This is a genomic window from Microbacterium sp. NPDC055312 (assembly GCF_053645675.1).
On sequence record NZ_JBSHMU010000003.1, the window covers coordinates 329,084 to 355,102 of the forward strand.

Annotated in this window: 30 protein-coding genes; 12 read left to right on the forward strand and 18 right to left on the reverse strand. The window is 70.9% G+C overall.

Features of this window, described 5'->3' with window-relative positions:
- Positions 1–138 precede the first annotated feature (138 nt).
- From ACWIDW_RS10120 to ACWIDW_RS10200, 17 genes are all read right to left on the reverse strand, one after another.
- Positions 139–2,253 carry an MMPL family transporter gene (locus ACWIDW_RS10120; RefSeq protein WP_454124976.1) on the reverse strand — a complete coding sequence of 705 codons (2,115 nt, stop codon included), beginning with the start codon at positions 2,251–2,253 and terminating at the stop codon, positions 139–141.
- Positions 2,254–2,484: 231 nt separating this feature from the next.
- Positions 2,485–3,642, reverse strand: a complete 1,158-nt coding sequence (locus tag ACWIDW_RS10125) for a flagellar hook protein FlgE (RefSeq protein ID WP_454124977.1) — start codon at positions 3,640–3,642, stop codon at positions 2,485–2,487.
- 10 nt (positions 3,643–3,652) lie between these two features.
- Positions 3,653–4,078, reverse strand: coding sequence for a flagellar hook assembly protein FlgD (locus tag ACWIDW_RS10130; protein ID WP_454124978.1), 426 nt, complete (start codon positions 4,076–4,078; stop codon positions 3,653–3,655).
- Positions 4,079–4,093: 15 nt separating this feature from the next.
- The gene (locus ACWIDW_RS10135; protein WP_454124980.1) at positions 4,094–5,509 is read right to left on the reverse strand and encodes a flagellar hook-length control protein FliK; all 1,416 of its coding nucleotides are present in this window, start codon (positions 5,507–5,509) and stop codon (positions 4,094–4,096) included.
- Positions 5,506–5,928, reverse strand: a complete 423-nt coding sequence (locus ACWIDW_RS10140; protein WP_454124981.1) for a hypothetical protein — start codon at positions 5,926–5,928, stop codon at positions 5,506–5,508. Before ACWIDW_RS10140 ends, ACWIDW_RS10135 begins: the two co-directional genes overlap by 4 nt.
- The gene (locus tag ACWIDW_RS10145; protein WP_454124983.1) at positions 5,928–7,220 is read right to left on the reverse strand and encodes a FliI/YscN family ATPase; all 1,293 of its coding nucleotides are present in this window, start codon (positions 7,218–7,220) and stop codon (positions 5,928–5,930) included. Before ACWIDW_RS10145 ends, ACWIDW_RS10140 begins: the two co-directional genes overlap by 1 nt.
- Positions 7,217–7,822: a FliH/SctL family protein gene (locus ACWIDW_RS10150; RefSeq protein ID WP_454124985.1), complete on the reverse strand. Its 606-nt coding sequence runs from the start codon at positions 7,820–7,822 to the stop codon at positions 7,217–7,219. The genes ACWIDW_RS10145 and ACWIDW_RS10150 overlap by 4 nt, the downstream gene beginning before the upstream one ends.
- A complete protein-coding gene (fliG, locus tag ACWIDW_RS10155; protein ID WP_454124987.1) occupies positions 7,812–8,810 on the reverse strand; it encodes a flagellar motor switch protein FliG in 999 nt (332 codons plus the stop codon). The genes ACWIDW_RS10150 and fliG overlap by 11 nt, the downstream gene beginning before the upstream one ends.
- Entirely contained in the window at positions 8,807–10,441 is a 1,635-nt protein-coding gene (gene fliF, locus ACWIDW_RS10160) for a flagellar basal-body MS-ring/collar protein FliF (RefSeq protein WP_454124988.1), read from the reverse strand. Before fliF ends, fliG begins: the two co-directional genes overlap by 4 nt.
- On the reverse strand, positions 10,441–10,743 hold the full coding sequence (fliE, locus tag ACWIDW_RS10165; RefSeq protein ID WP_454124989.1) for a flagellar hook-basal body complex protein FliE: 303 nt from the start codon (positions 10,741–10,743) through the stop codon (positions 10,441–10,443). The genes fliF and fliE overlap by 1 nt, the downstream gene beginning before the upstream one ends.
- On the reverse strand, positions 10,743–11,135 hold the full coding sequence (locus ACWIDW_RS10170) for a flagellar basal body rod protein FlgC (RefSeq protein WP_454124991.1): 393 nt from the start codon (positions 11,133–11,135) through the stop codon (positions 10,743–10,745). The genes fliE and ACWIDW_RS10170 overlap by 1 nt, the downstream gene beginning before the upstream one ends.
- Complete coding sequence (locus ACWIDW_RS10175; RefSeq protein ID WP_313355775.1) at positions 11,132–11,473, reverse strand: flagellar basal body rod protein FlgB; 342 nt, start codon at positions 11,471–11,473, stop codon at positions 11,132–11,134. Before ACWIDW_RS10175 ends, ACWIDW_RS10170 begins: the two co-directional genes overlap by 4 nt.
- A 109-nt stretch (positions 11,474–11,582) precedes the next feature.
- The gene (locus ACWIDW_RS10180; protein ID WP_313355774.1) at positions 11,583–11,849 is read right to left on the reverse strand and encodes a hypothetical protein; all 267 of its coding nucleotides are present in this window, start codon (positions 11,847–11,849) and stop codon (positions 11,583–11,585) included.
- Positions 11,846–12,250, reverse strand: a complete 405-nt coding sequence (gene fliS, locus ACWIDW_RS10185) for a flagellar export chaperone FliS (protein WP_454124993.1) — start codon at positions 12,248–12,250, stop codon at positions 11,846–11,848. The genes ACWIDW_RS10180 and fliS overlap by 4 nt, the downstream gene beginning before the upstream one ends.
- A gap of 2 nt (positions 12,251–12,252) precedes the next feature.
- On the reverse strand, positions 12,253–13,635 hold the full coding sequence (fliD, locus tag ACWIDW_RS10190) for a flagellar filament capping protein FliD (protein ID WP_454124994.1): 1,383 nt from the start codon (positions 13,633–13,635) through the stop codon (positions 12,253–12,255).
- Positions 13,636–13,704: 69 nt separating this feature from the next.
- Positions 13,705–14,562, reverse strand: a complete 858-nt coding sequence (locus ACWIDW_RS10195) for a flagellin N-terminal helical domain-containing protein (RefSeq protein ID WP_454124996.1) — start codon at positions 14,560–14,562, stop codon at positions 13,705–13,707.
- Positions 14,563–14,650: 88 nt separating this feature from the next.
- A complete protein-coding gene (locus ACWIDW_RS10200) occupies positions 14,651–15,457 on the reverse strand; it encodes a sigma-70 family RNA polymerase sigma factor (protein ID WP_454124998.1) in 807 nt (268 codons plus the stop codon).
- Between the two features lie 192 nt (positions 15,458–15,649).
- Here ACWIDW_RS10200 and flgN point away from each other — a divergent pair, with 192 nt between their 5' ends.
- Genes flgN through ACWIDW_RS10245 form a run of 9 tightly spaced genes read left to right on the forward strand, consistent with a single transcriptional unit; the run spans position 15,650 to position 22,540 of the window.
- Entirely contained in the window at positions 15,650–16,132 is a 483-nt protein-coding gene (flgN, locus tag ACWIDW_RS10205; RefSeq protein ID WP_454124999.1) for a flagellar export chaperone FlgN, read from the forward strand.
- A gap of 5 nt (positions 16,133–16,137) precedes the next feature.
- Positions 16,138–17,547, forward strand: a complete 1,410-nt coding sequence (flgK, locus tag ACWIDW_RS10210; protein ID WP_454125000.1) for a flagellar hook-associated protein FlgK — start codon at positions 16,138–16,140, stop codon at positions 17,545–17,547.
- 10 nt (positions 17,548–17,557) lie between these two features.
- Positions 17,558–18,439, forward strand: a complete 882-nt coding sequence (gene flgL / locus ACWIDW_RS10215; RefSeq protein ID WP_454125002.1) for a flagellar hook-associated protein FlgL — start codon at positions 17,558–17,560, stop codon at positions 18,437–18,439.
- Positions 18,436–18,807, forward strand: coding sequence for a flagellar assembly protein FliW (locus tag ACWIDW_RS10220; RefSeq protein WP_454125004.1), 372 nt, complete (start codon positions 18,436–18,438; stop codon positions 18,805–18,807). The genes flgL and ACWIDW_RS10220 overlap by 4 nt, the downstream gene beginning before the upstream one ends.
- 28 nt (positions 18,808–18,835) lie before the next feature.
- Positions 18,836–19,423, forward strand: a complete 588-nt coding sequence (gene tsaB / locus ACWIDW_RS10225; RefSeq protein WP_454125006.1) for a tRNA (adenosine(37)-N6)-threonylcarbamoyltransferase complex dimerization subunit type 1 TsaB — start codon at positions 18,836–18,838, stop codon at positions 19,421–19,423.
- A complete protein-coding gene (gene rimI, locus ACWIDW_RS10230) occupies positions 19,420–19,947 on the forward strand; it encodes a ribosomal protein S18-alanine N-acetyltransferase (RefSeq protein ID WP_454125008.1) in 528 nt (175 codons plus the stop codon). Before tsaB ends, rimI begins: the two co-directional genes overlap by 4 nt.
- Positions 19,944–21,011: a tRNA (adenosine(37)-N6)-threonylcarbamoyltransferase complex transferase subunit TsaD gene (gene tsaD / locus ACWIDW_RS10235; protein WP_454125010.1), complete on the forward strand. Its 1,068-nt coding sequence runs from the start codon at positions 19,944–19,946 to the stop codon at positions 21,009–21,011. The genes rimI and tsaD overlap by 4 nt, the downstream gene beginning before the upstream one ends.
- Positions 21,008–21,445: a hypothetical protein gene (locus ACWIDW_RS10240; protein WP_454125012.1), complete on the forward strand. Its 438-nt coding sequence runs from the start codon at positions 21,008–21,010 to the stop codon at positions 21,443–21,445. Before tsaD ends, ACWIDW_RS10240 begins: the two co-directional genes overlap by 4 nt.
- Before the next feature lie 3 nt (positions 21,446–21,448).
- Complete coding sequence (locus ACWIDW_RS10245) at positions 21,449–22,540, forward strand: hypothetical protein (RefSeq protein ID WP_454125014.1); 1,092 nt, start codon at positions 21,449–21,451, stop codon at positions 22,538–22,540.
- Here the strand turns inward: ACWIDW_RS10245 and ACWIDW_RS10250 are convergent, their stop codons facing one another.
- Positions 22,541–23,722, reverse strand: a complete 1,182-nt coding sequence (locus ACWIDW_RS10250; RefSeq protein ID WP_454125016.1) for a THUMP-like domain-containing protein — start codon at positions 23,720–23,722, stop codon at positions 22,541–22,543.
- Positions 23,723–24,041: 319 nt separating this feature from the next.
- On the opposite strand from ACWIDW_RS10250, the gene groES reads away from it, so the two are divergent.
- The 3 genes from groES to ACWIDW_RS10265 all read left to right on the forward strand — a co-directional run bounded on the left by groES (position 24,042) and on the right by ACWIDW_RS10265 (position 26,010).
- Positions 24,042–24,338 carry a co-chaperone GroES gene (groES, locus tag ACWIDW_RS10255; protein WP_099196502.1) on the forward strand — a complete coding sequence of 99 codons (297 nt, stop codon included), beginning with the start codon at positions 24,042–24,044 and terminating at the stop codon, positions 24,336–24,338.
- Positions 24,339–24,564: 226 nt separating this feature from the next.
- On the forward strand, positions 24,565–25,707 hold the full coding sequence (locus tag ACWIDW_RS10260; RefSeq protein WP_454125018.1) for a hypothetical protein: 1,143 nt from the start codon (positions 24,565–24,567) through the stop codon (positions 25,705–25,707).
- Between the two features lie 93 nt (positions 25,708–25,800).
- A complete protein-coding gene (locus ACWIDW_RS10265) occupies positions 25,801–26,010 on the forward strand; it encodes a hypothetical protein (RefSeq protein ID WP_454125020.1) in 210 nt (69 codons plus the stop codon).
- Positions 26,011–26,019: the final 9 nt, after the last annotated feature.

Genomic DNA, 26,019 nt, shown 5'->3' on the forward strand with positions numbered 1-26,019 from the left:
CCGCGGGGGGGGGGGGGCGGCGGGGGGGCGTGGCCGGGCCCCCCCCCCCCCCGCCCCCCGCCGGGGGGGGGGGCGCCGCCCCCCCCCGCGGCGCCGCCCCCCCGCCCCCGCCCCCCACGACCGGTCATCCCGGGCTCGTCACCGGGTGACAGAGGCATGCTCACGAGGCTCATGGCTCGATTCTTCCTCCGAACCGCTCGCGGGCGAAGGGACCGGACGGCTCGGCCACCAGATCCGGTCGCCGACGAGGGCGAAGATCGCGGGCACGATCACGGTGCGCACCACCAGCGTGTCGACGATCACGCCGACCCCGACGATCAGTCCGAGCTGTCCGAGGGTGACCAGGGGCAGCACGCCCAGGGCGGCGAAGACGGCTGCCAGCACGATGCCGGCGCTGGTGATCACGCCACCGGTGTGGGTGACCGCCTCGACGATGCCGCCGCGCGTGCCGTGCGTGGCCGCCTCACCGCGGGCGCGGTGCACGAGGAAGATCGTGTAGTCGACACCCAGGGCCACGAGGAACAGGAACGCGAGCAGCGGCACCTGCAGGTCGAGGGCGTGCTGACCGAGCAGCACCCGGCTCAGCCAGGCACCCGCGCCGATCGCGGCGACCGCACTGGCGAGGTTCACCAGAAGCAGCAGCACGGGCGCCACGAGCGAGCGCAGCAGCACGAGCAGCACGAGGAAGGTGACGACGAGCACGAGCGGCGCGATCAGCAGCAGATCCTGCTGGTTGCCGGCGCGGGCGTCGACGTCGGTGGCCACCGCGCCGCCCACCAGGGCATCCGCGTCGGGGACGGCGTGCACGGCGTCACGCAGCTCGGCGATCTGATCGAGGCTCTGCGTCGTGCTGGGGGCGTACTCGCTCGTGACCATCAGCTTCGTCAGCGAGCCGTCGGTGCTCTCGCCGATCGGATGCGCGCGCACCACGCCGTCGACGTCGTCGATCGCGGCGAGCACGTCGTCGGCGTGGTCGCTGTCGGTGACGATGAGGATCGGCTGCGCCTCGCCGGCGGGGAAGTGTTCGGAGAGCACCTCGAGTCCGGTGGCCGACTCGGACTGCACACGGAACTTCTCGATCTGGTCGAGTCCGACCGAGGTGCCCAGGAGGCCGGTCGCCATGACGGCCAGCAGCGCCACGCCGCCGATGAGGCTCAGCGCGGGCCGGCGCACGACCCGGGTGGCGAGGCCACGCCAGGCGCGCCCCTGGGCGCGGGTCTGACCGGGGCGCGGCACGAACGGCCAGAAGATGCCACGCCCGCACACCGCCAGCAGCGGCGGCAGCAGGAACAGCACGGCGGTCAGCGCGATGACCAGGCCGATCGCGCTCGAGACGCCGAGCCCGTGGGTGCCGGGGATGACGGCCAGCACGAGGGTGAGCAGCGCGAGCACGACCGTGACGTTCGACGCGAGGATGGCGGGCGCCGTGCGACGCCAGGCGATGCTCAGCGCGCGACGGTGGTTCTCGGTCTCGAGCAGCTCCTCGCGGTAGCGCGAGATGAGCAGCAGGGCGTAGTTCGTGCCGGCGCCGAACACCAGCACGCTGATGATGCCCGCATCGAACTGCAGGTTCCAGGCCGCACCCGCGGCGGCGGCCATGCGGCCGGCGAGACCGTCGGCGAGGGCGACGACGACCAGCGGGATCAGCCACAGCACCGGGGAGCGGTAGGTGATGATCAGCAGCACGGCGACGATGAGGATCGTCACGAGCAGCAGGGTGAAGTCCGCGCCCTCGAACGCCGATGCGACGTCGGCGCCGAAGGCCGGTCCGCCGGTGACCTGCGAGGTGAGGCCGTCGATCGGGTTGTCGGCGAGATCCGCGCGGATGTCGCCGATCACCTCCGCCGTGGCGGTGTTCGTCGCGCCGACGGTGATCGGTGCGACCAGCAGCGCGGCCTCGCCGTCTTCGCTCACGAGAGGGCCGGTGGCATCGGCATCCGTGTGCTGGTCGAGAACGGGCAGCAGATCCTTCAGGCCGGCGAGGTCGGCATCCGTGAGAGCCGCCCCGTCGTCCCGCGTGGTGACGACGAGCACCGACTGGCGGTCCGCGTTCGGGAACTCGTCCAGCAGCGCGCTGGCACGCCCGGATTCCGAGGTGGGCGGGGCCGCGGTGTTGCCTTCGGGCGCTTTGGCTGAGCCGAACGCCCCGAACAGCAGCACCATCACGAGCAGGACGAGACCGAGCGAGACCCACGCGCCACGGCGCGAGGTCAGCCGGTCGGAGAAGGAGGGGCGAACCGCAGAATCAGGCATGCTTCCACTTCACCAGCGCCGCGCGCGCGGCACATCGCGAGCAAGGGTGAAGTGCGTCTCAGCCGAAAGGATGAGACGCGCCCGGCAGAACACGCGCCAGCTGGGCCCGAACGGCCGCCTCGCGTGGGGCGAGGCAGCCATTCGGGCCCAGCCGACGGAAGGGAGGGCCGGATGCCGGATGCCGGATGCCGGACAGACAGGCGGGAGGGCCGGATGCCGGAGGCGCCGGACTCAGCGCTTCAGGTTGGTGAGCTCCTGCAGCACCTCGTCGCTCGTGGTGATGATGCGGGCGTTCGCCTGGAATCCGCGCTGCGCCACGATGAGGTTCGTGAACTCCTGCGACAGGTCGACGTTCGACATCTCCAGGGCGCCGCTGATGATGCCGCCCATGCCGTCTTGGCCGGCCTGTCCCACGGTGGCCTGGCCGGAGTTCGCGGTGGGGCGGAACTGCGACGACCCGACCTTCTCGAGCCCGCCCGGGTTGGTGAAGCCGGCGAGGGCGACGCGGGCGAGCACCCGCGATTCGCCGTTGCTGAACGTGCCCATCAGGCTGCCGTCCTCGGTGAGCGCGTACGACGAGAGCGTGCCGGCGGGGCGTCCGTTCTGCTCGGTGATGGCGACGGTGCTCACGTTGCTGAAGCCGGTGAGCTTCGTCAGGTCGACGGTGACACCGCCCGAGACGATCTCGTCGGGGCCGGTCAGCTGGCCGTTCGCGAGCGTCAGAGAGACCGTGCTGCCGCCGGACTCGACATCCCAGCCGCCGGCGGTGCGGGTGAACGTCAGCCGCAGCGTCGTGGCGTTGCCGCCCGTGTCGTAGACCTGGACGTCGCGCACGAGCTGCTCGTTCGTCGCGGTCTCGGCGGGCAGGTTGCCGGTCACCCCGGCGCGGGTCGTGCCGACGGCGGGCACGACCGCGCCGACCGGCAGGGTGATGCTGCCCAGCGCCTGGCCGCCCGTGATCACGCCGTTCTGCGCGGTCCAGCCCTGCACGAGGGCTCCGTCGGCGCTAGTGAGCCGGCCGGCCGCGTCGAACGAGAAGCCTCCGTTGCGGGTGTAGAGCGTCTCGCCCCCGGAGCGCACCATGAAGAAGCCGTCGCCGGCGATCATCAGGTCGGTCGGAACGCCCGTCGGCTGCGGGGCGCCGGACGAGAAGTTGGTGCGGATGCCGGCGAGCTGCACGCCGAGACCGACCTGGGCGGGGTTCGAGCCGCCGGCGTCGGCCCGCGGGCCCATCGAGTTCTGCACGAGCTGCGAGAGCGAGTCCTGGAATTGCACGGCGGACGACTTGAACCCGACCGTGTTGACGTTGGCGATGTTGTTGCCCGTGACGTCGAGCATGGTCTGGTGGGTGCGCAGGCCGGAGATCCCGGAGAAGAGCGAGCGGAGCATGGTGAGCCTTTCAGGAGGAGGTGAGAGTCAGTCCGGAGAGGGCGTCGAGCGGGACGTTCTTGTCGCCGATCGTGACGGAGGGGACGGAGCCGGCGAACGACACGGAGGTGACGACGCCGGTGTGCGAGACACCGTCGGCGTCGACGTACTGCGCCTCGCGGCCGATGAGCGCGGCTGCTGTGTGGCGCATACTCAGCGCGAAGCTCTCGGACGTCATCGACGTGAGCTGCGTGAGCTGCTCCATCGAGGCGAGCTGCGTGGTCTGCGCGATCATCTCGTTGGTGTTCATCGGCGAACTCGGGTCCTGGTTCGACAGCTGGGTGACCAGCAGCTTCAGGAACACCTCGGAGTCGAGGGTCTTCTTCTGGGTGACCGGGGGCGTCGTGCTGCCGGTGTGCACGCCGGTGGTGGTTGTGACGGGTTCGACGGAGGTCATCGTGCTCCTTGTCTGTCAGGCGTACACGTCGATGCGCGAATGCGACGACGAGGGGTCAGTAGGGCCGGTCGGCTGCGTCTGGCCGACGGATGCCGGACGCGGGCCCTGTCGTGGCTCGGCGGCGCCGGTGTGTGCGCGCTGCTGGTCGCCGCGCGCCTGCGCGTCTGCGCGCGTCTGCGTCTCGGAGCGCCCCGCGTCGGGTCGCGCCTGCGGGTCGGGTGACGACCCCGAGTCTCGTGCGGAGACGTCGACGGATGCCCCGGGAGCTGCGACCGACAGGTCGCGGCGCAGATCGGCGAGGATCACGCGCAGAGCGTCGCGGCCGGCGTCCGAGGGGGAGTGCAGTTCGAGACGGATGCTGCTGCCGACGATGTGCGCGCGGACGGTGACCGGTCCGAGGTTCTCGGGCGACACGGTCAGGGTGATGCTGTGCTGCCCCTGCGGCGACCGCGCCAGGGCGATCACCGGCCCGCTGAGCTGCGGCAGCAGGGCGGGGCGGGCGGAGCCTGCGGCCGGCGCCTCGGCGGCCGTCGCGGCGGGGAGAGGAGCGGATGCCGCGGTCGCCGCCGACGGGGCCGCGGCGCTCTCGGCGACAGCCGGAGTGCCGGTCGCGACCTGGGCTGCACCGCTGCCCTGCCGGGTGAGCGCTGCGCCGTAAGGTGCGGCGAGCGCAGCCGCCGACGGGTCGTGCGCGCCGGATGACGAGGCACTGAGGGTGCTCGCGGCGAGCGGGGAGCCCGGAGTGCGCGGCGCCGAGATTCCGGTGATCGCGTCGGCGTCCCCGCCGCGATCGGCCTCGCCCTGTCCCGGCTGCGGCATCGTGCCTCCGGCGGCCGTGGCGGATCCCCGGGCGGGCATGCTGCCCGCCCCGAGTGCGGCCGTGTCGGCGCTCGCCTCGCTGTCTGCGGCGGCGGTGCTCGGAGCCGCGGTGCCGGGCGCCTGGCCGGGCGCGGCCACGGCGACCGCGGCGTCTGCGCGGACGTGCTGCGCACCGCTGGATGCCGCCGCCGAGACCGCCGCATCGGCCGCAGCCGAAGCGGGCATCGGCACGCTCAGCGCGCCGTCCTCGGCGGCCGGTGCCTTCTGAGCGGTCGTGTCGCCGGCGCCGAGCAGCTGGTCGGTCGACGCGTCTGGCACCAGGATGCCGATCGGCACGCGGGCCGCGCTGACATCGGGCGAACCGAGCAGAGCGCCCATCGCGATCCGGTCCGCGGTCTGGTCGTCCGCTCGGTCGACCTGCGTATCCTTCGGCTGCGAGGTGGTCGGCTGCGAGCTCGTCGGCCGCGAGTTCGATGGCTGCGCGCGCTCGGCACCCGGTGCCTCCGCCTCTCGGACGGCTGCGGCGAAGTCCTCCGCCGACCCACCGGTCGGGCGGGGCCCGGGGGCGGCGCTGCGGGCGGGGGAGGGGGCGACCGCGATCGGCAGGCTCATGAGGTCTCCTCGGCCCCGCGACGCAGAGCGATCTCGTCGAGGTCGTGCTGCTCTGCGCGCAGCGCGTCGGCCCGCATCCGCGCCACGTGGGCTGCGGCGAGCCGATCGAGCCCGCGCACCTCGCGGCGCACCTCGCTGTGGGTCGACTGGGCGTGCTCGACGGCCTGCTGCTGCACGTGCGCCAGCGACTCGAGGTCGGCGAGCATGCTGCGACCGGCGACACGTGCCGCGGCCATCGCGGCCAGAGAGCGCACGTCGACGGCATCCGAGTCGGTCGCCGCCAGCGCGGCGCGCAGGTGACGCTCGCGCGTGCGGGTCTGGTTCTCTTCGATGACGGCGCGAGACAGCTCCTGCGCGGCCGCGCGCTCCTGGATCGACCGCACGCGCAGCAGTCCGGCGAGAGAGAACGAGCGGGTCATCACGCACCTCCGAGATCTGCGACGAGTCGTTCCAGCCGGTGCCATGCCTCGGCCGACGTGGTGATCTCGTCGAGCGGCTGGGTCAGGAAGGCCGCGATCTCGCGCTCGTGTGCGATCGCCGCATCGACCTTCGTGTTGGCCCCTGCCTGGTAGGCGCCGATGTCGATCAGGTCGTTCGCCGAGCGGCGCGCGGCGAGCACGGCCCGAAGCGTCGTGGTCATGGCGCGGCGGTCTGCCGAGGTGATCTTGCCGGCCACGCGCGACACCGACGCCAGCACGTCGATCGCGGGGTGGTGCCCCGAGAGCGCGAGGGCCCGGTCGAGCACGACGTGCCCGTCGAGGATCGAGCGCACGGCGTCGGCGATCGGCTCGTTGTGGTCGTCGCCGTCGACGAGCACGGTGTAGATGCCGGTGACCGAGCCGCCCCGGTCGGTGCCGGCCCGCTCGAGCAGACCGGCGAGGATCGAGAAGGTCGACGGCGGGTAGCCGCGGGTGGCGGGCGGCTCGCCGGCCGAGAGGCCGATCTCGCGCTGCGCCATCGCGACGCGGGTCAGCGAGTCCATCATGAGGATCGCGTGGGCGCCCTCGTCGCGGAAGCCCTCCGCGATGCGCGTCGCCGTGTACGCGGCACGGATGCGGGTCATCGCCGGCTGGTCCGAGGTCGACACGACGACGACCGAGCGTGCCAGGCCCTCCGGGCCGAGGTCGTCTTCGAGGAACTCGCGCACCTCGCGACCGCGCTCGCCGACCAGGGCGATCACCGTGGCATCCGCGTCGGTGCCGCGGGCGATCATCGACAGCAGCGACGACTTGCCCACGCCCGACCCGGCGAACAGGCCCACGCGCTGGCCGCGGCCGACGGCGATCATGGTGTCGAGCACCCGTACGCCCAGCGGCAGCTGGCTCACGATCCGGTCGCGTCCGAGGATCGACGGGGCCGCGTGATCGAGGTCGACCATGGGCGCGGCGAGCGGTCCCTTGCCGTCGATCGGACGGCCCAGGCCGTCGAGCACCCGACCCAGCAGAGCCGGTCCGATCGGCACGCGCAGGCGGCCGCCGCGGCTGCGCACGGGCATGCCGAGAGTCAGGCCCGATGTCGAGGCGAGGGGCATGCAGCTCAGTCCGTCGGGTCCGCTGGCGACGACCTCGGCCTCGACGCCGTCTCCCAGCTCGACCAGATCGCCCACCGCGCCGTGGATGCCGCGCACCTCCACCCCGAGGCCGCGCACGCGTGACACCGTGCCGACCCGCTCCGGGCGGGCGGCGTCGAGCACGCCCGCCCAGCCGCTCACGACGACACCTCGTCGAGGGCGCGCCGCGCGCGCTGCAGCGCCGCGCCGATCCGGGCGTCGACCATCCCGTCGTCGAGCACAACCACGGCATCGCCTGCGGTGAGCGTGTCGTCGACGGCGAGGGGGAGGCCGGGCGGCACAGCGGTGTGCTGGCGGAGCAGCTGCTCGTCGGCGGTGCTGAGCCGCACCTCGACCGGCCGATCACCGTCGCCGGCCGACAGGGCCCGGCGCAGAGCGCTCAGCGCGGCGAACTCCCGGTCGGCGAGCGCTTCGCCCACGATCGTCTCGGCGAGCTCCACCGCGAGCGCCGACATCCTCCGCTCGTCCGCCTGGGCGAGCGCGTCGGCGCGAGCCGACAGCGCGTCGGCCGCGGCGTCGAGAGCGGCGAGGGCGGATGCCAGGGCGCGGGCGGCCTCGGCATCCGCCTGCTCGCGCTCGGCTCGCGCGGCCGCTGCGGCGGAGGCGGCAGCGGCAGAGGCCACCCGGAAGCCCTCGGCGTGCCCGTCGGCGTAGCCGCGCTGCCGGGCCCGGCGGCGCTCGGCGTCGGCGTCGGCGTCCCGCAGGCGCGGGAACACCGCCGGGGCGAAGGCGTCAGTAGACATACTCGTCCTCGTCGGTGCGCTGCACCGAGATCTCGCCGGCGGCCTCCATGCCGCGCAGCATGTGCACGATCTCGGCGCGTGCCTCTTCGATCTGCGAGATGCGCACCGGTCCGAGGCTGCGGCTCTCGAAGTCGAGGTTCTCGCGGTTGCGCTCCGACACGTTGCGGCGGATCACCTCGGCGATGCCCTCGTTGGCGCCCTTCAGCGCCAGTGCCAGCGTGCGGATGTCGACTCCGCGCAGCACGCGCTGGGCATCGCGGTCGTCGAGGCGCACGATGTCGGCGAAGGTGAACATGCGCGAGCGGATGTCGTCGGCGAGTGAGCGGTCGCGGTTCTCGATGCTCTCGAGCAGCGCCTTCTCGATCGCCGCATCCGAGCGGTTGATGATCTCGACCAGCGGCTCGACACCGCCGAGGCGCTCGGGGGCGTCGCGTGTCGCGAGCAGACCCGTGCGCGCCTTCAGCGATTCGGCGACGATCGCGATGGCGTCCTGCGTGGCGGTGCCCATCGTCGCGATCGCGTGCGCGACGTCGGTGCGGGCGGCTTCGGGCAGGGCGGCGAGCACCGCGGCCGCGCTGTCGGTGGGCAGGTGGGCGAGCACCAGGGCGACCGTCTGCGCGAGCTCTCCGTCGAGCAGGCCGGCGACCTGTGCGGGGTCGGCCGCAGCGAGGAAGTCGAACGCCGAGTTCGTCGAGCCGACGCGGCCCAGCAGCGCGGCCGCGCGCTCGGAGCCGAACGACGCCTCGAGCAGGCTCGCCGCGATGTCGCGTCCACCGCGCCCGGGCGGCAGGTGCCCGGCCGCGATCCGCTGGAAGTCGCCGAGCGCCTGGGCGGTGGTCGTCGCGTCGAGGGTCTGCAGGCCGATGATCTCGGCCGTGATCGCCTCGGCCTCGGCCTCGGAGAGATGCCTCATCACCTCGATCGCCGCGGCGCGGTCGATGTTCATCAGCACGACGGCGGCCTTCTGCCGTCCGGTCAGGGTCTTCATACGCCCGCCCGTTCCGAGAGCAGCGTGCGCAGCAGCTCGGCGGTGCGCTCGGGGTCGCGACGGCTGAGCGTCTCGATCTCACCGCGGCGGCGCTCGAGGCTGACCTGCGCCGGCTCCGCCTCGAACTCGAGCTCGGCCAGCACCTCGGTGGCGGGAAGTGGAGCGGGATCGGGAGCGGTGAGTGGCAGCGGCACGGTCAGCGGCGACTCGAGGGACGCGGCGCCGGCGTACGCCGCCACAGACGGAGCGCGCTCTCCGAACATCGCGTCGAACTCGTCGGGCTCGCGTGCCTTGCGGCGGGCGCGCACGATCAGGAAGACGACGACGGCCAGCAGCGGCGCCGCGATGGCGACGACCGTCAGCGCCGTGCCGAGCAGGGCCATGCGCTGCTCGTCTTCGGCCGCCTTCTTCGATGCGTCGAGGGCCGCCTGAGCGGCCTTCGCATCCTGCTGGCTGAACGGCACCATCTCGACGGTCAGCTGGTCGCCGCGCGTGCGATCGATGCCGGCCGCGGCCGCGACCAGGTCGCTGAGCTGGCCCGATCCGATCTCGTCGCCCACCCCGGCGTCGACGGCGACCGACACCGACTGGCGGGTGATGGAACCCGCCGGGGTGCTGGTGGTCTGGGTGGCCTTGTTGATGAGGTTGTTGCGGGTCTCCTCGGTCACCTCGTACGTTCCCAAGCCGTTCGACGGCACGGCGATGTTGTCGGGCCCGAGCACGCCGGCGCCACCCTGTCCGCCGCTGCCGGTCTCGGTGCGCGTGTGCTCCGACGACGAGGCGCCGCCCTCGATGGGGGTGTAGGTCTCTTCGAGTCGCTCGTTGACCGACCTGTCGACCTCGGCGACCACGGTGACGGTGGCGTTTCCGGGGCCGACCACCTTGTCGAGCAGCTCCTGCACGCTCTTGGCGACGCGAGTCTCGTAGTCGCCGGCCTGACGATCGACTCCGCCGGTGGCGCCCATGCCCACCGACGACAGGGTGCGTCCGTTCTGGTCGACGACCGCGACGTTCTCGGGCTTCAGGCCGCTCACGGCCGCCGAGGTGAGATGCACGATCGCCTCGATCTGGGTCGCGTTCAGCGCCGAGCGACCGGTCTCGATGAACACCGACGCGGTCGGGTCGACGGTCTGCGAGACGAACACGCTCTCCTCGGGGATGGCGAGGCGCACCGACGCGGCCGAGACGCCCTTGAGCGACGAGATGGTCGCGGCGAGCTCGCCTTCGATGGCGCGCTTGTAGGCCACCGACTGCTGGAACTCGGAGGTGGTCACGCCGAGGTCGTCGAGCAGCGAGTAGCCCTCCGAGCTGTCGCTCGGCAGTCCGGCCGCCGCGGCGGCAAGTCGCTGGTCGTACACGTCGGCGTCGGGCACGAGCACCGTCGCCCCGCCGTCGGTCAGCTGGTACGAGACGGATGCCGATCGCAGCTGCTCGACGACCGCGTTCGCGTCCGAGGCGCTCAGTCCCGTGAACAGCGGCGACATGGTCGGGCGCGAGGCCCAGCTCAGCAGCGCCGCGATGCCGAGCGCGAGCACCGCGAGGCCGATGATCGCGATGGTGCGCTGCGCCATCGTGAAGCCGGCGATCGCCTGCCGGGCGCGCTGGAAGATGTTCGTGACCGCAGTGGGCATCAGGCCTGCATCCGCATGATCTCGTTGAACGCGTCGACGCCCTTGTTGCGCACGGCGGCGACGAGCTCGAGCGTGACGGCGGCGCGGGTCGACGCGATCATCGCCGAGTGGATGTCGTCGAGGTCACCCGTGACGGCGGCGACCTTCAGTGCGTCGGACTGCGACTGCAGGCCGCGCAGCTCGTCGACGGCGCCGGTGATGCTCGTGGCGAACGACGCGTCGCTCGTGCTGCGGGTCGGAGCCGAGGTCAGCGAGGTGGGCAGCGCGGACGAGAGGGCGTCGATGCTCGAGAGGGCGTCCATCAGCTGCGTCCGATCTGCAGTGCTGCCTCATACGCGTTGCGCACGCGGTCGACGGTGCCGGCGCTGGCCTGGTAGCCGCGCTGCGCCATGATCAGCTGGCTCATCTGGTCGCCGAGGTCGATGTCGGGGTAGCGCACGTACCCGTCGGCGTCGGCGAGCGGGTGGTCGGGCTGGTGCACGAGCCGCCCTTCGGCGCTGCCGAGCTCGGTTCCCGCGACGTACACGCCGGGGGAGTGGGGGCTGTTCTCGACGGCGATGTACCGCTCCTGGAACGCGGGGGCGGCCGGGGTGACGGCGGTGTTGATGTTGGCGATGTTGTCGCTGAGCGCGTCGAGCCACTTGCGGTGCGCGGTCAGTCCGGTGCCGGCGATGCCGATCGCGTCGAAGGTCATGACGTCCTCATCGCTGCACGCACCGACGAGAACGAGCCGTTGATCGCCTGCGTGGCGAACTGGTAGCGCAGCATCGTGTCGATGCTCGAGAGCGTCTCGGTGTCGAGGTTGACGTTGTTGCCGTTCAGGCGGGTCGGCTCGAGCGACTCGCCGACGGTGGCGGATGCCCGGCCGTGGCCGGCTCTGACGGCTTCGGACAATGCGTCCTCGAACTGCACGCGCTTAGCGTGGTAGTCGGGGGTGTTGATGTTGGCGATGTTGTCGGCGATCGCGCGCTGGCGCAGCGACAGGCCGTCGAGCGCGCTCGAGAGCGCGGACATGGTCACAGAATCGAACACGAACCGGCTTCCATCCGTCAGTGGGGTGAGGCCTATCCGTGGCCGATTCCTGCGAGCGATCCCTGCTCGTCAGGCTCTATCGACCGATCGTGCGAATGCGTTAGGCGACTCAGCCGACGACGTCGAGATACGCCGAGGCGTCGGCGGCGGCATCCGGAACCCGACGCAGCGTCACGAGCTGGTCGGCGATCGCGTCCTGATGCCGGCGGATCTCGGCGATCCGCTCCTGCTGATGCAGCAGCAGCGCGCAGGCGCGATCGGCGAACACGGCCGGCATCGGCGTCGTGGGCGGATGCCACGGCTCTGTCACATGCATGTCTTCGTAGAGCTCGCGTTCGAGGCGATCGAGCTCATCGGCCCATTCCGCGACGCTCATGCCCGGGCGGCGGCCGTCTGCTCGGCCGGCGTCATCGACTCGGCGGCGCTGTGCCAGGCGTCGCGCAGCGGGGCGACCAGCTCGGCGCAGGTGCGGGTGCGCTCGGGGTCGCGGCCGATGTTGGCGCCGATCAGGGTCTGGGTGAGGAAGGTGTACACCCCGCGCAGTCCGGCGCTGCCGTCCCACGTGTCGGTGAGCGAGGAGGTCAGCTCGGCGACGATCGACTGCGCGTGCTGCAGCTGGGTGTTCGCCTCGGCCCAGTCGCCCGTCCGCTGCGCCGCCTCGCCGCGCTCGATGTCGAGCAGCAGGCGGTCGTACAGCATGGTGAGCAGACGCTCGGGGCCTGCCGAGAGGATGGCGAGCTCGCGATACCGCTGCTGTGCCTTGAGGGCGGCGTTCATGTTCAGGATCCCTTCTGCGGCGGCGTCAGTGCCGACAGCTGCGAGGTGAGATATGACGACTGCGACTGCATGCGCGCGAGCTGCACCTCGAGCTGGGCGTAGGTGCGCTCGAGTGTGGCCTTGCGCTGCGCGAGGCGCACGTCCCACCGCTCGACCTGCTCGCCGAGCGAGTCGACCTCGTTCTGCTGACCGGTGATGCGGGCGGTGAGCAGCCCGTCGTACTTGTCGGAGTAGCTCTTCGCGACATCCTGCACGCGGGTGGCGACGCCCGAGAAGACGGCGCTGACCTGCTCGGGGTTCTCGGCGAGAGCCTTCGTGAACCGCTCCTGGTCGAACGACAGCACGCCGTTCTTGTCGATCGAGATGCCCATGCTCGAGGGCGAGATGCCGCCGACCGGGTACTGCACGGCATCCGCCAGCCCACGCCGCAGGGCGCGCACGGTGCTGTCGCCGGTGAAGACGCCGAGGGTCGTCGTCTCGCCCGAGCCGGACGGCACCGTCGCGGTCGATCCCTTGTCGATGCCACTGAGGATCTTCGCGATCTGCGCGACGAACGCCTCGTGCGCCTTCGCCTGGGCGGCGCTATCGGTCGCGACGCTGATCGTGACCGGTTCGGTCGACGCGGCGGTCACCGTCACGTCGACACCGGGGAGAAGGCCCGTGAAGGTGCCGTTCGCCGAGGTGACGACCTGCTCGGCGGTGGTGCCGGCCCACAGCCGCACCTGCGCGTCGGCTCCGGTCGAGACCGTCGCGGCGCTCGGGTCGGCCAGGATGTCGACCGCGGTGCCCGCCTGGGCTGCGGCGATGTCGCCGCGCAGCACGGTGAACGATCCGGCCGCTCCGGGATCTGCGGCGTTCAGCTGCAGGCGGTACAGGGGAGTGCCGTCGGCGGCAGACCCGGCGCTGACCGCCGTGGCCTTCACTCCGAAGCCGGCCTGCGTGATCGCCTTCGCGACGTCCTGCATCGACGTCGACGCCGCGGTGACCTCGACGCGCTCGTCCTTCGAGTTCTGGAGCGTGATGACGGGCGGCTGATCCGGCCACGCGGCGAGCGGTGCCGACACGATCGAGTGCCGCTGCGCGACGCGATCGACGACGATGTCGATGGTGCCGGGGGTGGCGTCGGCTCCCGCGGTGACGGTCACCGCGCTCGACGTCGACGTGGCGGTGAAGGCGGTCATCGCGCCGGGAAGGCTCGCGGCCTTCGCCTTGGTGGCGAGATCCTGCAGCGAGGCGTTGAGCGACTGCAGGTTCGAGATCACGACGCCCTTGTCGGCGATCTTCGACTTCAGCAGATTCTTGGGGATGGAGTGCACGTCCATCAGCGACTTGATGAGCTCGGTCGTGTTCAGGCCTGAGACGAGACCGTCGAGCGAGAGTGCCATGCCAGCCTTTCGGAGGGGGTGACCCCGGGTGAGCGTTCGGGTCGCTCACCCGGGGACGGTCGATCAGGATCAGCGCAGCAGCTGCAGCACGCCCTGGGTCGACTGGTTGGCCTGAGCCAGCATGGCGGTTCCGGCCTGCGACAGGATGTTCTTCGCCGTGAACTTGACCATCTCCGACGCCATGTCCGTCTCGCGGATGCGGCTCTCGGCAGCCGACAGGTTCTCTGCCGAGACCTTGAGGCTGTTGATCGTCGACTCGAAACGGTTCTGCGCGGCGCCGAGGCCGGCGCGCGCGGTGGAGATGCTCGTGATGTGACCGTCGAGCGCGGTGATCGTCGTGAGCGCCGCCGCCGCGTCGGCGAAGCCCGTCCCTGCGAGCGTAGTGACCGCCGCGCCGATCGTCGCCACGTCTGCGCCGGTCAGGTCCACGGCGATCTGGTCGTTGGCGGCTGCGCCACCGGCACCGACCTGGAACGTGAGCTTGCCTGCACCGTCACCCGCGGTGGCTCCCGTCAGCAGCGAGATGCCGTTGAAGTTCGTGGAGCTACCGATCCGGCTGAGCTCGGCGCCGAGGGCGGTGACCTCGGTCGCGATCGCGGCGCGCGACTTGTCATTGTTCGAGTCGTTACCGGCCTGCACCGCGAGGTCGCGCACGCGCTGCAGGATGGAGTGGGCCTCGGTCAGGGCGCCTTCTGCGGTCTGGATGACCGAGATGCCGTCCTGGGCGTTGCGGGCCGCGACGTTCAGGCCGTTGACCTGCGAGCGCAGGCCCTCGCTGATCGCCAGACCGGCTGCGTCGTCGGCAGCGCGGTTGATGCGCAGACCGCTCGAGAGCTTCTCGAGCGACTTCGACAGGTCGTTCTGCGTCGACGACAGGTTGCGGTAGGCGTTGAGCGCCGACACGTTGGTGTTGATCTGCATACCCATGATGTGTTCCTCCGTGATGGGATCCGTACGGAGCCCGTCCGTGGGCTCCACCCACACCTATCGGCGTGCGGAGGCGGGTCGTAAGTCGTCAGGTCGTGGCGACCTCTGGCGTCGCGAGAGCGCGCGCGATGCGTGCCCCGCCGCTCTCGGCGATGCGGGCGAAGAAGCCCTCGCGCACCGACGCCGAGACGCGCGACGTCGTCGGCGCCTCCTGCCCGTCGCGGTAGTACCGTTCCAGAGCATCCCGCAGCAGACGGATCGCCTCGGCGCGCTGCTGCGACACGGCGGAGTGCGAGACGCCGAGCTCTTCGGCGATCTCCTTCACCGGGCGCTCGTCGATGTACACGGCGTGCACGATCGACCGCATCCGCTCGGGCAGCGCCGCGATGGCGTGCTCGAGAACAGTGCGGCGCTCGGCGACCACGGCCGACTCCTCGGGCAGCGGCATGATCGAGGCGAGGTCCGACTCGTACACCTCGTCGAGCGTCGTCACGGTGCGCGCGGCGTCGGCGAGGGCGCCGGTCACCTCGTCGTGCGAGACGCCCATCGTCGTCGCGATCTCGGCGACGGACGCCTGACGGCCGAGCGCCGCCGACAGCGTCTCCTGCACCGCGGTGGTCTCTTTGATGCGACGACGGATGCCGCGGGTGGCCCAGTCCATCGAGCGCATCTCATCGGCGAACGCGCCGAGGATGCGCCGGCGGGCGTAGGCTCCGAACGGCACGCCCAGCGACGGGTCGAACGCGTCGGCCGCAGTCACCAGCGCGAGGGCACCGGCCGACGCCAACTCCTCGCGCGGTACGTGCGTCGCACGCGCGTGCGTCTCCGAGGCGAGGTATCCCACCAGTGGCAGGTTCTCTTCGATCAGGCGATTGCGCTCGTCAATCGTCGGCATGGCAAGGTCCTCCGTACGAATACCGGAGCAGGAAGCTGCTCCCGTATGGCCGGGTCCCCCCCCTACCATGAGATGAATGATATCCAGATGGGGAGAAATCCCCATAGTGCGATTGATAACGATCCGAGCAGTGCGGCCGATAGCTAATTCCGATCGGCCGTTCGGCCTGTCGTTCACTGGGGAAGAGGGCCAATGGGAGCCAACGAGTTGTCGATGCAGCTGTGGCGCGAGCGCGAACTGCTCGAGCTGCTGCTGTTCAAGCTCGAAGAGCAGGAGCTGCTGCTCGCCGCCGGCCGCTCACGGTGGATGCACCTCGCGACCCGCGAGATCGAGCAGGTACTCGAGGGGCTCCGCTCGGCGAGCATCGCCCGCGTGGTCGAGGCGGAGGCGCTCGCCGCAGAGTGGCACGCGCCGGAAGGCGCCGGCATCCGGCAGCTCATCGACAGTGCGCCGGTGGGGGCCTGGCGCGACGTGCTCACTGAGCACCTGAGCGCGCTGATCAGACTGGCCGATGAGATCGGCCGGCTGCGCGACGCGAACTCCGAGCAGCTGCGAGCGGTCATGCGCGCCACGCAGGAGACGATCGCCGGCCTCGGCGACGACACCGGCGAATACACCACCCACGGTGAGCGCGCCCGCGAGAACTCCGCGCGCATCATCGACACGGAGATGTGAGGAACATGTCGACTTTCAGTGGGCTGGGCACCGCAGCCAGCGCTCTCGCCGCGGCGCGTCGCGGGATGGACGTCGTGGGGCAGAACATCGCCAACCAGGCGACCGCGGGGTACACGCGCCAGCGGGTCAGCACGTCGGCGATTGCCGCGGTGGCGCAATCGGGCAGATTCAGCATGGGCGCGCTTCCCGGTCACGGCGTCTCGGTCGACGGGATCGCCCGCCTCGGCGACGCGCTTCTCGACGCACGCGTCCGCGACACGGCATCCGCGGCAGGATTCTGGTCGGCCCGCGCGCTCGCCGCGACCACCGCCGAGACCGCACTCGCCGAGCCGAGCGCGCACGGTCTCTCCGCGCGACTGACCCAGTTCTGGAACTCGTGGCAGGACCTCGGCAACACCCCTGATCAGGGCGCGGCCGCGGCGACGGTGCTGCAGTCGGCGGCTGAGCTGACGACACAGATCGCCGGGGGGTACCGCGCGGTGGCGACCCAGTGGAGCGATGGCCGGCAGGCCGCCGAGCGCTCGGTGGCGCAGATCAACACCGCTGCATCGCAGATCGCCCAGCTGAACACCGAGATCCGCGACGCGCTGAGCGCCGGCCGCTCGGCGAACGAGCTCATCGACCAGCGGGATGCCCTCGTGCAGACCACGGCCCGGCTGACCGGCGCCAGAGGCACACTCGAAGCCGACGGCACCATGACGGTGCGCATCGACGGCAACGCCCTCGTCTCCGGAGGGGATGCCCGGTCGCTGACGCTCACCGGCCCCACCGCCATCGACCAGCCCGGGGCGCTGTCGGTGTCGTGGAGCGGACCCAGCGGCTTCCCCGTGTCGATCGACGGCGGTGAGCTGGGTGGGATGCTGAGCGTGCTCGCACCCGCCAAGGACGGCGGCACCCTCGCCGGCCTCGCCGAGTCGTACAACCGGGTGGCCACCGCGCTCGCCGCGAGCGTCAACGATCAGCACCGGCTCGGCGTGACCGCCGGCGGCCAGAACGGCGGCGACTTCTTCGCGCTGTCGGCGACGGGGCCCGCGGCGCTCGGGCTCACCGTGGCGGTGCAGCAGGCATCCGACCTCGCCGTCGCGAAGCCGGGCGGCGGTCCGCTCGACGCCGGCAACGCCGACACGATCTCTCAGCTCGGCCGCAAGCCCGGCGGGCCCGACTCGATCTGGGGCGATGTCGTCGCGGCATTCGCGGTGGGCACGGCGGGCGACATCCAGCGGGCGAAGCTCTCGGACGTCGCGTCGGTCACCGCGATCGGAGCCCAGCGGTCGGTCGCCGGCGTCGACAGCGACGAGGAGACCATCAGCCTGCTGACGTACCAGACGGCTTATCAGGCTGCGGCGCGGGTGCTCACCGCGGTCGACGAATCGCTCGACGTGCTCATCAACCGCACCGGCCTCGTGGGCCGCTAGGAGGACGACCATGATCTCTCGCGTGACCGCGTCATCCATGACGCAGACGGCCATGCGCCAGCTGCAGGCGAACCTGTCGGAGCTGTCTCGTCTGCAAGAGCAGGCGAACTCGCAGAAGGCCTTCCTCGCGCCCTCCGACGATCCGAACGCGGCGGCCACCACGCTGCGCCTGCACGCCGAGCAGCGTCGCACCGAACAGCACGCCCGCAACATCGACGACGGCATCTCCTGGCTCGCCACCGCCGATTCGGCGATCAGCGCCAGCACCGCGCTGCTCGCCCGTGCCCGCAACCTCACCGTGCAGGGAGCGAACGACGGGGCGCTGGACGCGACGGCGAAGGAGGCCATCGCGGTCGAGCTCGAGGGCATCCGCGATGAGCTGCTCGCGCGGGCGAACACCACGGTGCTGGGCCGCTCGGTCTTCGCCGGCACCTCCGACACCGCCGCCTTCGACTCGAACGGCGTGTTCAGCGGACTTCCCGGCGCGGAGGTCGTCCGGCGGGTGTCCGACGACGCGTCCATCCGCGTCGACAGCGACGGCGCCGCGGTCTACGGCAGCGGAGCGGACTCCGTCTTCGCGCTGATCACGAACATCGTCGCCGACCTGCGTGGCGGACAGAACGTCGGCCCCCGGCTGAACGAGATCGATCAGCGGCGTGATGCGATGCTGAGTGTGCAGGGCTCGGTCGGCGCCCGGCAGTCGCAGATGGAGCGGGCGAAGGAGGCGACGGTGCAGGATTCGGTCTCACTCGAGGCGCGACGAGCCGCGGTCGAAGACGTCGACTCGGTCGAGGTGCTCGTGAAGCTGCAGGCGCAGGAGCTCGTCTACCGTTCGGCGCTCGCCGTCACCGGCCGTGTGCTGCAGCCCTCACTTCTGGAGTTCCTGCGATGACCGCGCTTCTCGATTTCGTCACCCCTCCGCTGGGTCTCGCCCCGCACACCCGCTTCCGGCTCGACCCGATCGACGGTGCGGAGGGACTCTTCTCGCTCGACGCGCTCGACGACGACGCACTCCGGCTCTACGTGGTCGACCCGCAGACGGTCGTGGCGGACTACTCGCCCGTCCTGACCGATGAGCACGTCGACGCCCTCGGCCTGACGGCGCCTGATGACGCGCTGCTGCTCGTCGTCGCGAGCCGCACCGCAGACGGCGTGCACGTGAATCTGCTCGCTCCCATCATCGCCAACAAGGCCACCGGCGCGACCGTCCAGGTCATCCTCGAGGGGCAGGACTACCCGCTGCGCGCCCTGCTCAGCTGATCGGCACCGCGCCGACTAATCTGAAAGGGTGATCCTCGCCGTCGACACCTCGCTCGGAACGGCCGTCGCCGTCATCGACGCCGACGGCCGCGTCGTCGCCGAGGCGGGCACCCCGGATCCGCTCGGCCACGCCGAGGTGATCGGCGATCTGCTCGCGCAGGTCGCGCGCCCCGGCATCACGCACGTCGTCGCGGGCATGGGTCCAGGCCCCTTCACCGGGCTGCGCATCGGGATCGCCGCAGCGCGCGCCTTCGCGCTCGGCCGCGGCATCCCTCTCGTCCCGATCCCCAGCCACTTCGCCATCGCCCTCGACGCGAACGCCGACGGGCCGCTCGAGGTCGTCACCGACGCCCGCCGCCGCGAGATCGCGGTGAGCGTGTTCGACGGGGTGGATGCCGACGGCATCCCGCATCTCACCGGACCGACCCGCCTCGAGAAGCGCGGCGTCGAGCGCGACGAACCGGTGCACGAGAGCACCGAGCTGTCGGCTGCGGCACTCGCCCGGGTCGGCGCCAGGGCGATCGCGGCCGGCCGCGTGCTGGCCGACGCCGAGCCGCTCTACCTCCGCTCGCCCGACGTGGTGCAGCCGGGCGCCCCGAAGCGGGTGAGCTCATGACTCTGCGCATCGCGACCCTCGACGACCTCCCCGCCATCATGGATCTCGAGCGGCGCGGCTTCCCCACCGACGCGTGGAGTGAGCAGACGATGGGCACCGAGATCTCGAGTCTGCACAACGTCTATCTCGTCGATCTCGAGGAAGAGCGCGTCGTCGGCTACGGCGGAGTGCGCGCTCTGCAGGGGGCGGCCGACTCCGACATCCAGACCATCGCTCTCGACCCGGCGGTTCGCGGCCGGGGGAGAGGGCGTGCGCTGCTGCGGGCGCTGATCGCGACCGCCGTCGAGCGCGGGGCGCGTGAGCTGTTCCTCGACGTGCGCGATGACAACGACGTCGCGCGGGCGCTGTACTCCTCGGAAGGCTTCGTCGAGCTGGGGCGGCGGCCCGGGTACTACCAGCCCGGCGACGTCGACGCGGTGGTGATGCGCCTCGACCTGCGCTCGTGGGCGGAGATCGCTGCGCGCGAAACGCAGGAGAAGGCCCGGGCCGCGAATCCGGATGCCGCAGAGGAGACGAGCGCATGACCGGCCCCTTGGTGCTCGGGATCGAGACGAGCTGCGACGAGACGGGCATCGGCATCGTGCGCGGCCGGCAGCTGCTGTCGAACACGATCGCGTCGAGCATGGACGAGCACGCCCGCTACGGCGGCGTCGTGCCGGAGGTCGCCGCCCGCGCGCACCTCGAGGCGCTGCAGCCGTCGATCGAGCGCGCGCTGGCCGAGGCCCGGGTGACGCTCGACGAGCTCGACGCGATCGCCGTGACCAGCGGCCCCGGCCTGGCCGGAGCCCTCATGGTCGGCGTCGGCGCGGCGAAGGGCCTTGCCGTCTCGCTGGGCAAGCCGCTGTACGCGGTCAACCACCTCGTCGGGCACATCGCCGCCGACATCCTCACCTCCGACGACCGCGCGACCGCGCCGCTGGAGTATCCGACCATCGCCCTGCTCGTCTCGGGCGGGCACACCTCGCTGCTGCACGTGCGCGACCTGACGACCGACGTCGAGCTGCTCGGCGAGACGGTCGACGACGCCGCGGGCGAGGCCTTCGACAAGGTCGCCCGGCTGCTCGGCTTGCCGTATCCGGGCGGGCCGCAGATCGACAGGGCGGCCGCCGACGGCGACCCGACGGCGATCCGCTTCCCGCGGGGGCTGTCGAAGGCATCCGACATGGCGAAGCACCGCTACGACTTCTCGTTCTCGGGGCTGAAGACGGCGGTCGCGCGCTGGGTCGAGCGGGCCGACTCGGCGGGCGAGCAGGTGCCGGTGGCGGATGTCGCCGCGAGCTTCCGCGAGGCGGTCATCGACGTGCTCGTCACCAAGGCGCTCGCCGCGTGCGAAGACCGCGGCGTGCCGCGATTGCTGCTGGGCGGAGGCGTGATCGCCAACCAGCGGCTGCGGGAGGTCGCCCTCGAGCGGGCCGCGGCCGCCGGTGTGGCCGTGCGCATCCCCCCGCTGTCGCTGTGCACCGACAACGGGGCCATGATCGCGGGCCTCGCGGCTGAGCTGATCGCGAACGGCCGCGGGCCGTCGGCGCTCGGGTTCGGCGCCGACTCCACGCTGCCGGTGACCGAGATCCAAGTGAGCCCGGCATGAGCGATCCGCGCATCGAGCAGCCCACCCCCGAGGTCGAGAGGCCCGACGGCGGTGCCGCGGTGCCCGGTGCGTCGAAGGGGTACGGCAGGCTGCCGACGGCGCCGGTGCCCGTCGAGCGCACCGCGGCCGCGCATCCGGATGCCGACGAGCCGACCGCGGAGTGGGAGCCGTCGACCGGGGCGACGCCCGTCGACGACGCGCGTCTGGCGCCCTGGGCGCTGGTGGCGGCGATCGTCGCGCTCGCGACGTCGATGTTTGTGGGCTGGGGCATTCCCGTCGCGATCATCGCGGTGATCGCGGCGATCATGTCGCTGCGCCGTCCGATCGAGAACCGCTCGCTGGCGTCCTGGGCGCTGGTGCTCGGTCTGTGTGCCACGCTGTTCAGCGCGGGGTGGCTGCTGTGGGCCGCGATGCAGCTCGAGAATCTAGGGTGAGTGATGCTGAACCAGGCCGAGAGCTCACGACGACGTGAGCTGCAGCGCCGGGCGTTCGCCGTGGGCGGCGGCGCGAACGACGCCGAGCTCGCCGAGCTTCGGGAACTGGATGCCCGCGCCGCCGCCGATCCGGTGGTCGCGCCGGACACGGTTCCCGCGGCTGGTGATTCCGCCTCTCCGGCGGAGCGGGGCGAGCCGGAGCCGCGCGATCACGATCGGTCGCTGAACGAGCACCCTCCGGTCGAGCACGGGCTGATCGACGCACCGCAGGACGCGGTCGGCGTGCCCGACGCGCACGAGCCGTCCGCACCCGCCGACGCCGACGCCGCACCGAGGCGCCGGCGGCCGAGCATCCCGCTGCTCGTGCTCTCGACGCTGATCGCACTTCTGCTCGGTTTCGGCGGCGGCTGGATGCTGCTGAACCGCGACCGCACCCCCGCCATGTCGGCGGAGCAGGCGAAGGCGATGGCCGAGATCGAGAAGACCGCGCGCTTCGACCCCGGCTCGATGACCTACCTCGGTGAGCAGTACGACGCCGCGCTGTGGCGCGCGACCTCGAAGGACGGTGAGGAGATCTGCCTGGCCATCCACGTCATCGACCGGAACGGCCACCAGTGCATGTCGCCGACCGATGAGGACACGCCGTTCGCCCAGCCGGTGGGCGTCTCGCTGAACCGCTCCGACGGCGACGTGCAGTGGTCGTACTGGGCGACCCTCGTGACCGACATCACCGGACGCGAAGTGCTGATCGTCCAGCGGTACGACATGGCGGCCGGCTTCGACTGGGAGGCGCAGTACACCGAGGATGAGCGGCGATATATCCGCGTGCTCGAAGCCGACGGGGTCGATCCGACTTCGCTGCAGATCCTCGGATACGACGACGACGTGCCGATCTTCCTCTCCCAGGACGGGCGCACGTGCATCCTCGTCTCCGATCCGGCGAACGATGCCGTCGCGAAGGCCTGCGATCCCTCCGACGGCGTCTACTCCCTGCAGGTCGACGACGTGAGGTACGAGATGCACGAGTCGAACTCCCGAGGTCCGACGCTGACGATCATCCGCACTCCGGGCAGCACGGGCGCGTCGGGCGGCTGATCAGACCCGATCGGCGAGGATCGCCACCCGGCCGGATGCCGTGCGGGTGAGGATCAGCGTCGCCGCCTCGGAGCCCTTCAGGGCCAGCTTCTTCCGGAACGCGGCGGGGTCGATGTCCATGCCGCGCTTCTTGATCTCGAGACGCCCGATGTCGTGCGCGCGCAGCGCCTGGTTGATCGTCTTCACGTGCGCGGGCATGGTCTCGCGCACGCGGAACGACTGCACGAACGGGGAGGTCAGCGCCGCGTCGCCGGTGAGGTACGCGATCTGCTCATCGATCATCCCCGCATCCAGCATCCGGCCCACTTCTCCGATCAGCCGCGCGCGGATCACCGCGCCGTCCGGCTCGTGCAGGTAGGCGCCGAGCGGACGCACCGGCTCGTCGGCGGCATCGGCCGCCGCCGTGATCTCGTGCGTCTCGCCGGCCTGCATCACCAGGGCGGAGCGTCGGATGCCGTCCCGCGCGAGCTCGCCGCTCCACAGCACGAGCTCGACGACGCTTCCGTCGGCGCTGACCCACTGCGCCTCGACGTCGTCGGGGATGAGGTCGCGGTCGAGGCCGGGCCCGAGCTTGATGCCGGTGGGATGGCGCCTCGCGACGTCGAAGCACCAGTCGAGCGACGGCGACCAGTCCGCGGCGGAGGTGCGCGTCGTCTCACTGTGCCCGGCCGTCCGCCGAGCGGGATCCAGCCAGACGGCCCCCTGATCAGGAACGTTGTCCTCGGCGACGCCCCGACGGACGGTCGCTCCGGGGAACGGCGCCAGGTTGTACGCGGCGATGGCCGAGGTCACCTCATCGACATCCACCGCGTCGACGGACAGTCCGGCGCCGGCGAACGCGAGGCTGTCGCCGCCGATGCCGCAGCCGAGGTCGGCGACGCGGGTGATCCCGGCGCGCCGCAGCCGCACGGCGTGCATGGTCGCGACGCTCAGGCGGGTGGCCTGCTCGAGGCCGGCCCGGGTGAACAGCATCCGGTCGGCGAATTCGTCGAACTTCGCCCGCGCCTTCACGCGCAGATGGGCCTGGCCGACCACCGCCGAGACGAGATCGGGGGAGTGGCCGGCCGCGCGCAGCCGCGACACGGATCGAGCGACGTCGGCCGATGACTCGACGGCTCCGACCTCGTCGAGCAGCGCGAGACCCTCACGCGTGAGCAGCGCGGTCAATTCGGACATCTCCACCCGCTCAGCCTACGGCGCGTGCGCTCGGCGCCGCGTGTCGGCGGCTGGGCCCAAATGGCTGCCTCGCCGCGTGCGTTGCAACCATTCGGGCCCAGCGCGCGCGGAGCGTCGTCGAGGCTCTTCGTCGGCTGGGCCCATATGGCTGCCTCGCCGCGTGGGTTGCGACCATTCGGGCCCAGTGCGCAAAGCGCGACAGGGCCTGAAGGGGCTGGCACTCGCATTGCATGAGTGCCAGACGTCGGCATACACTGGAGTTAGCACCCTCACCTCGAGAGTGCTAATGATCTTCTGAACTCAGTCACGAAAGAAGAGGTACACCGTGTCGGTTTCCATCAAGCCGCTCGAGGACCGCATCGTCATCCAGCAGGTCGAGGCAGAGCAGACCACCGCAAGCGGTCTGGTCATCCCCGACACCGCCAAGGAGAAGCCCCAGGAGGGCCAGGTCGTGGCAGTGGGCCCCGGCCGCATCGACGACAACGGCAACCGCGTTCCGCTCGACGTCGCCGTGGGTGACCGCGTGCTCTACAGCAAGTACGGCGGCACCGAGGTGAAGTTCGGCGCCGATGAGTACCTCGTGCTCTCGGCTCGCGACGTGCTCGCCGTCGTCGTCCGCTGACGCGGTTCGACACCAGCTCCCAGAGGGTCCGGATGCCATGGCATCCGGACCCTCTGTCGTACCCCCGGGCGTCTGCCGACCCCTATCGATCCCCGTGCCGACCACGCCGATGCCCCCGGCCCGCCCCTACAGCCCTCGGGGCGCCCCCCGATGCCGCGAACGGGCCGTGGTCGCACACTCGTAACACGCGCCACCTGGCACATTCACGATGAAGGGGTAATCGATCATGGCTCTCGACGGCAACGCCAACACCTCCGGATCCCAGTGGAACCTGGGTATCGCCAACTCCGGAAACACGGACGACCACAGCGACAACTCGGACAACAGCGACAACTCGGTGATGGACAACTCGGACAACTCCGACAACTCCGTCACGGACAACTCCGACAACTCGATGACCGACAACTCGGACAACAGCGACAACTCCGACAACTCGGACAACTCCGACAACAGCGACAACTCGGACAACTCCGACAACTCGGTGACCGACAACTCGGACAACAGCGACAACTCCGACAACAGCGACAACTCCGACAACTCGACCAACGACTCGTACAACGACAACTCGGACAACTCCGACAACTCGGTGACCGACAACTCGGACAACAGCGACAACTCCGACAACTCGACCAACGACTCGTACAACGACAACTCGGACAACTCCGACCACTCGTGGCGCGACAACTCGGACCACTCGGTGACCGACTCGTACAACACGCTCTACGACAACTCCGTCACCACCGGTGTGCGGCAGTTCAACACGGGCTTCGGCGACGTCAGCCTCGGAGCCGGCGGCGGTGGCATGGCAGCCATGGCGGGCACGGGGTCGCTCAGCATCGACGGAAGGACCACGCTCAACGACCAGTCGGTCAACCAGAACATCTCGGCGGGCGGCGACGTCAGCCAGCACTTCGGGCAGAGCAGCAACATCGCCTCCGGAGACGGCTCGGCTGCCGCCGGCGGTGACGCGACGGTGATGGACGTCAACACCGACATCAGCATGGGCGATGTCTGGACGGGCAACACCTGGAACACCGATTCGTTCAACGAGGACTACTCGCAGGACTGGTCGTTCACCGACTCGTTCAACGACAACTCCGACAACAGCGACAACTCGGACAACTCGGACAACTCCGACAACTCCGACAACTCGGTGGTCGACAACTCCGACAACTCGATGACGGACAACTCGCAGGACTGGTCGTTCACCGACTCGTTCAACGACGAATCCATGGTCGACAACTCGAACACCTGGACGGCCGACGACTCCTTCAACGACAACTCCACGTCCACGACGGACATGGACCTGACGCTGAACGACTCCAACGTCGACAGCCCCTTCGGGGACGCGTCCGACGTCGCCTTCTGAGCGATCGAGCGTCGCACGACCTGCCTGGCCGTCCCTCTGGTGGGCGGCCAGGCACACCAGTAAACTCCTGAGCACTCGATGGGAGTGAGAGCCATGTCTGACGAACCGGCCACCAGCCCATCGGACGACGCGCCCTGGGGAGAAGCGGGTCTTTTCGATCCCTTCGGCGCCGACGCCTTCACTCAGGAGATCGCGAACATCTCGGAATCCGATTGGCACCTGGACGCCGACGAGATATGGGGAGATCTCGACGGCGGTCAGGCCGACCCGGGAGACCTGCCCGATCCCGGGCTGTTCGCCTGATCCACATCG